The following is a 4,813-nucleotide window of genomic DNA, read 5'->3' on the forward strand; positions in this document are numbered from 1 at the left end:
ACCGCCTCCCACCAGTCGCCCAAGAACTACCTACACCCGCCGAGGCAGGTGGTGGCCAGGGTCCGCGAGGACCTCTCAGTAGAGGAGCCGGAGGCGGGGGAGGGGGGCGTCGCCCTCTTCGCCGTCAAGCCCTGCGACCTTTCGGCTGTAAAGGTCCTCGACGAGCTGTTCAGGGCGGGGGCAAACCCGCTGTACGCGGCGAGGAGGGGGAGGGTGAAGTTCGTAGTGGTCGAGGAGTGCCTGAGGCCGGGCGCCACCTGCTTCTGCTCGACGACGGGCTCCGGCCCCACAGCGCGGGAGGGGTTCGACGTAGCCTACGCGAAGCTCGGCGGGGGCACCGTCCTGTTCAAGCCCGGCTCGCCCGCGGGGCGGGGGGTGCTGGAGGAGATGGGCCTGGAGGAGGCCCCCGAGAGCGACGTCGCCGAGTACCGGAGGCTCGCCGAGGAGGCCTCGAGGAGGGCACGCCTCGGAGTAGCGGTGGAGGAGGTGCAGAGGGCGCTGAGGAGGCTCATGGGCGACAGGGGTTTCTGGGAGAGGGTGTCGGAGCGCTGCCTCGCCTGCTCCAGCTGCAACATGGTGTGCCCGACGTGCTTCTGCACAGAGCTGGTAGACGAGTACGACGGCAGGGTGAACACGAGGGTGGCCCAGTGGGTGGGCTGCCTCTCCTACACCTACGGGATGGTTGCCGGCGGCCACTTCAGGAGGCGGCTGTACACGAGGTACAGGCACTTCGTCCTCCACAAGTTCCTCTTCTACCCAATGCAGACGGGGAGGCTGGGCTGCGTGGGCTGCGGGAGGTGCGTCACCTGGTGCCCGGCGGGCGTGGACCTCCGGGAGACCCTCATCAGAGCGGTCGGGGAGGGCGGGGGTTGAGGAGCCCGTTCGCGGAGCTGAGGAGGGGCCTAGTGGTAGGCGAGGTCTACGAGGCGCCCAACGTGAAGACGCTGGCCGTGAGACTGGTGGACGAGGTGCCGCCGCCCAGGCCGGGCCAGTTCAACATGGTCTACGTCCACGGCCTGGGCGAGGTCCCCCTCTCGGTCTCGGGCATACGCGAGGGGGGCAGGGTAGTGGAGCACACCGTCAGGGCGGCCGGCGCCGTCACGAGGGCCCTCGTCTACAGGGAGTGGAGAGGGGGCTTGATAGGCCTGCGCGGGCCCTACGGGAGGGGCTGGCCGCTCGAGGAGGCCGAGGGGCACGACCTGCTCGTCGTCGCCGGTGGGATGGGGTTCGCGCCGCTGAGGCCCGTCTTGAAGTGGGTCGCGGAGAGGAGGGAGAGGTACGGGAGGGTCAACGTGCTCGTGGGCGCCAGGACGCCCCGAGACCTCCTGTTCAAGTACGAGCTCGAGTCCTACAGGGGGCTGCCGGGCACCAGGCTGCTCCTCTCCGTCGACAGGCCGGAGGGGGCTTGGGAGGGCCACGTCGGGCTCGTCACGGACCTGATAAGGCTCGCCGACGTAGACCCAGGGGGCTCCTACGCCTTCGTCTGCGGCCCCGAGCCAATGATGGTCAACGCTGTGAAGGCCCTCAAGGAGAGAGGGTTCAGGGAGGACAGGATCTTCCTCTCGCTGGAGAGGAGGATGAGGTGCGGCACGGGGTTCTGCGGATCCTGCCAGCTCGGCCACTACTTCACGTGTAGGGACGGCCCGGTGTTCAGGCTCACGGAGGTCTCGGACTACCTGGCGGTCGAGGGGGTCTAGTTGAGAGTAGGGGTCGTGAAGCTGGCCTCGTGCTCCGGCTGCGTACTAGAGGTCGTGAGGGCCCTCACGGAGGCGGTGGGGCACCTCCGCGGCATAGAGGTGGCGGCCTGCAGCCTAGTCCTGGGGGAAAGCAGGTTAGAGGGCTTCTTCGACCTCGTGCTGGTCGAGGGCTCGGCCTCTACGGAGAGGCACGTCAAGCTGCTCAAGAGCCTCAGGGAGAGGGCCGGGCTACTGGTTGCGTTGGGCTCCTGCGCCATCGAGGGGGGCGTCCAGGCCCTGTCCAACGGCCGCGTAGAGGAGGCCAAGGCCGCCGTATACCCGGAGCCCGGGCTCGTCGAGTCCATGGGAGGGTTCACGCCCGTGACGGAGGTCGTCAGCGTGGACCTCGCTGTCCCGGGCTGCCCCGTCAACTACGAGGCCGTGAAGTCCCTGCTCCTCAAGCTCTCGCAGGGGGGCCTGCCCGTCGAGATACACGAGAGCGTATGCGCGGAGTGTAAGAGGAGGGGGCTCGACTGCCTTGTCGTCTCCGGGAGGGCCCCTTGCCTGGGCCCCCTGACCCGCAGCGGCTGTGGGGCCCTCTGCCCGTCCAGTAACAGGGGGTGCTACGGCTGCTACGGGCTCAAGACGGGCGACCTCGGTAGGGCGAACGTCGGGTACTACCTTGAGAGGCTCGCGGGGGCGGGGTGGCCGAGGGACCAGCTGGCGCTCTACTTGAGGGCCTTCTCCAAGAGGGCCCTGAGGGCGGCCGGGCTGGGTGAGGGGCTTGAGTGAGTGGGGGCTGGGCAGGATAGAGGGCGAGGGGAGCGTAGAGGTCTACGTGAGCGGTGGCGCGGTGACGGTCAGGGTGAACATAGAGGAGGCCCCGAGGTTCTTCGAGTACCTCTTGAGGGGTAGGGGGGCCGACCAGGTAGTCGACCTCGTAACCAGGGTGTGCGGCCTATGCGGGGTCTCCCACGCCCTGGCCGCTGCCATGGCGCTCGAGGGCTGCCTAGGTCTAGAGGTGGACGAGCGCGCCGCTGAGCTCAGGGTGGCGATGCACCTGGCCGAGAGGGTGAAGAGCCACCTCCTCCACGTCTTCCTCCTCAACCTACCCGACTACATGGGCGTGGGGAGCGCCATAGACTTGTGGGAGAGGAGGCCGGGGCTTTTGAAGAGGGTCTCGAGCGCCCTCGCCAGCTCGGCCAAGGCCATGGAGGCCCTGTGCGGGAGGACGCACAACGTTGTCAACCTGAGGCTCGGCGGCGTCTACAAGGCGCCGAGCAGGGAGGAGGCCGAGGCCGTCAAGCGCTACGTCGAGGAGGCGAGGAGGGTGCTCGAGGAGCTGCTGGACGAGGTGCTACCCTCGCTCGAGGTCCCGTGCGAGGGCCTGGTCAAGCCCCTGCTCCTGGTCCACGACCCCGGCAGATACCCGCACGACGGCTCAGCCGTGCTCTTGGAGGGCCCGGGGGGATCGCTTGAGAGGATAGAAGTGGCCGGCTACGAGGCCGCTCTAGAGCCGAGGCAGGAGAGGGGGAAGAACGCGGTCGTGTACAGGGTGAGGGGCCGCGCGGTCGTCACCGGCCCCCTCGCGAGGTTCAACCACGCCTGGGACAGGCTGTCCGGCGAGACAAGGGACCTCATGAAGCGGCACGGGTGGAGGCCCCCGCTCAGGGACGTGAGGCAGGGCATAGTCGCGAGGCTGGCGGAGGTGCACGACGCCCTCGTCGCCATTAGGTCCGTCCTCGAGTCCCGCAACTGGGACTCCTACGCGGGCGGGGTCCGGGCCATGCCGAGGAGGGCGGGAGGTAGGCTCCACTGCGCCTACCTCGTAGAGGCCCCGAGGGGGGTCCTCTACCACAGGTACACTCTGGGCGAGGATCTGAGGGTCGAGTCGGCGAAGATCGTGACCCCGACGCAGCTCAACGTACCGTCCATGGAGGAGCTGTCCGCTCAGGCCCTGGCGGCCAGGCCCCCGGCGGGCGTGGGCGACGTCAAGAGGACGGTGGAGGTGGTGGTGCGGTCTCTCGACCCCTGCCTCTCGTGCTCGGTCCACAGAGTGGTCCTCGAGGCGTAGCGGGGTCCCGACGGGCACTCGGCTCCCCGATAAGTCGGTGGAGGAAAAGTATACATCTGAGTCTGAATGGGGATCAGGCCTTCTCCGGTGGGCGGATATGGCCCGGGGGACGTCAGGTGGATAGTCTACACGCCGACCTACACACTCCTGGGCGTGGACTACAGGGGCAGGGCAGTCTACCAGACTGTGGAGGGGGGCTTCAACTCGATATGGGCCTACGACCCGGCTACGGGGGAGAGGAGGAGGCTGGTGTCGGCCACTGTCCACTGGCCGGGCGAGGTCAGCCTGGACAAGCGTAGAGTGCCGTTCACCCGCGACGTGGGGAGGGGGAGGGAGGCCCAGGTGATAGGGTTCGTGGACTTGGAGAAGGACGAGGAGGTGGTCGTGGAGAACATGGAGCCGGTGAGGGTCCTGGGCTTCAGGGACACGGGCAGCGAGATCGCGTTCGCCGGCGCCTCGGCGGACAGGATATCGCTGTACGTCTACAGGAGGGGTAGAGTAGAGGGGGTGTTGCGGCTGGACAGCTACGCTCACGTCTCGGACTTCGACGGCAGGCTGGTAGTCGGCTCGGGCAACCTGAGGAAGAACCCGAGGTCGAGCGAGATATTCGTCTACGACGCGAGGACCGGGGAGATGAGGGTTGCCACCCCTAGAGCTAGGGCCTCCTCGTAGACCTCTCTCTCGAGGCCGGCTGGAGCCAGGGCTACCATGTACTTCGGGACCTCGGCCAGTACCTCGACTAGTACGGCCGCCTTCTCAGCTCTTATAGCCCGGTGAAAAAGGCCTCCTCCCACACGTAGTTAAGCGTTTCGTGGAAGGTCGGCCACTGGACGTAGTTCCGCCTGAGCAGGTCCGGTTTCCTCTCCTTCAGTGCTAGAGTAGGGGGGAGGGGTCGAAGAGAAGACCCCTCCTCAACGCGCCCCCGGCCCTCTCTTATGTGGCCGGCTTTCCTCTCTATGTCCAGCGACTCTAGGACGCCCCCGATCCCCTCGAGCCGCCTCCCGAGGGGCTCGGAGACGTCTATACCCGGCCTCCCCGCCCCCTCAGCGACGTCCCTCCTGAC

Annotated in this window: 5 protein-coding genes and 1 pseudogene; 5 read left to right on the forward strand and 1 reads right to left on the reverse strand. The window is 67.6% G+C overall.

What is annotated here, in order from left to right; translation table 11 throughout:
- The 5 genes from ACP5VX_RS06195 to ACP5VX_RS06215 all read left to right on the forward strand — a co-directional run.
- On the forward strand, positions 1-873 hold an 873-nt coding region (locus ACP5VX_RS06195), incomplete at its 5' end, for a 4Fe-4S dicluster domain-containing protein (protein WP_428725016.1).
- A complete protein-coding gene (locus ACP5VX_RS06200; RefSeq protein WP_428725017.1) occupies positions 870-1,697 on the forward strand; it encodes an FAD/NAD(P)-binding protein in 828 nt (275 codons plus the stop codon). The genes ACP5VX_RS06195 and ACP5VX_RS06200, both read left to right, overlap by 4 nt.
- Positions 1,698-2,468, forward strand: coding sequence for an oxidoreductase (locus ACP5VX_RS06205; protein ID WP_428725018.1), 771 nt, complete (start codon positions 1,698-1,700; stop codon positions 2,466-2,468).
- Positions 2,461-3,750, forward strand: coding sequence for a Ni/Fe hydrogenase subunit alpha (locus ACP5VX_RS06210; protein WP_428725019.1), 1,290 nt, complete (start codon positions 2,461-2,463; stop codon positions 3,748-3,750). The genes ACP5VX_RS06205 and ACP5VX_RS06210 overlap by 8 nt, the downstream gene beginning before the upstream one ends.
- Before the next feature lie 66 nt (positions 3,751-3,816).
- The gene (locus tag ACP5VX_RS06215; protein WP_428725020.1) at positions 3,817-4,422 is read left to right on the forward strand and encodes a hypothetical protein; all 606 of its coding nucleotides are present in this window, start codon (positions 3,817-3,819) and stop codon (positions 4,420-4,422) included.
- Between the two features lie 91 nt (positions 4,423-4,513).
- On the opposite strand, the pseudogene ACP5VX_RS06220 reads toward ACP5VX_RS06215, so the two are convergent.
- A pseudogene (locus ACP5VX_RS06220) lies at positions 4,514-4,813 on the reverse strand (hypothetical protein); the annotation flags it as partial.

This window comes from Thermogladius sp. (assembly GCF_049970955.1).
Taxonomy (GTDB): Archaea; Thermoproteota; Thermoprotei_A; order Sulfolobales; family Desulfurococcaceae; genus Thermogladius.

Excerpts from the sequence above, each read along its gene's own strand:
- ACP5VX_RS06215 (WP_428725020.1), top strand. The coding sequence starts at position 3,817 with ATGGGGATCAGGCCTTCTCCGGTGGGCGGATATGGCCCGGGGGACGTC.